This is a genomic window from Psychrobacter sp. AOP7-B1-25, from assembly GCF_052376195.1.
In the GTDB taxonomy this organism is placed as follows: Bacteria; Pseudomonadota; Gammaproteobacteria; order Pseudomonadales; family Moraxellaceae; genus Psychrobacter.
This window is the reverse complement of the sequence record NZ_JBQSVK010000046.1, coordinates 1-423: the sequence shown is the minus strand read 5'-3', so window position 1 is coordinate 423 and position 423 is coordinate 1. Positions and strand designations below refer to the sequence as shown.

The window sequence follows — 423 nt, the reverse complement described above, 5'->3', positions numbered from 1 at the left end:
TCAACGTCGCTTACCTGACTGCGAGTAATCTTACCAGTCATGCTATCGACAACGACTTTATGAATTTGATTGCCTTTACCAATTTCAACTTTGTAGACAGGCTTGCCAAAATCCATGTCGAACTCTACTTCAAGCACTCTCCCTTTCAGCGTTTGGTTTGCTTTTTTTATAGCTTGAGACAAACTCACTTTTGCTTGTTTCATGGCCTTATATTCTGCCAAGTCTTCTTTGTCTAAACGCTCTGTATCTTCTTTCGTGACCTTGCCTGTATTGACATTCACGCTGACTTCTTGTTCATTATTGTTGGTAACGATTTTGATATCGTAATGGCTATTTTCGTTACGATCTTCTTGATCAAAGTCTGCACTGATGATATCGCCTTTTACCGCTTTATTAGCAAGGGCCAGCGCCTGCTCTAGACTG

The 423-nt window shown here is 40.9% G+C and carries 1 protein-coding gene; it reads right to left on the bottom strand.

What is annotated here, in order from left to right:
- Window positions 1-423 (bottom strand): PepSY domain-containing protein (locus ACT3QR_RS13910; protein WP_444521875.1); only part of this gene is annotated, 423 nt, incomplete at both ends.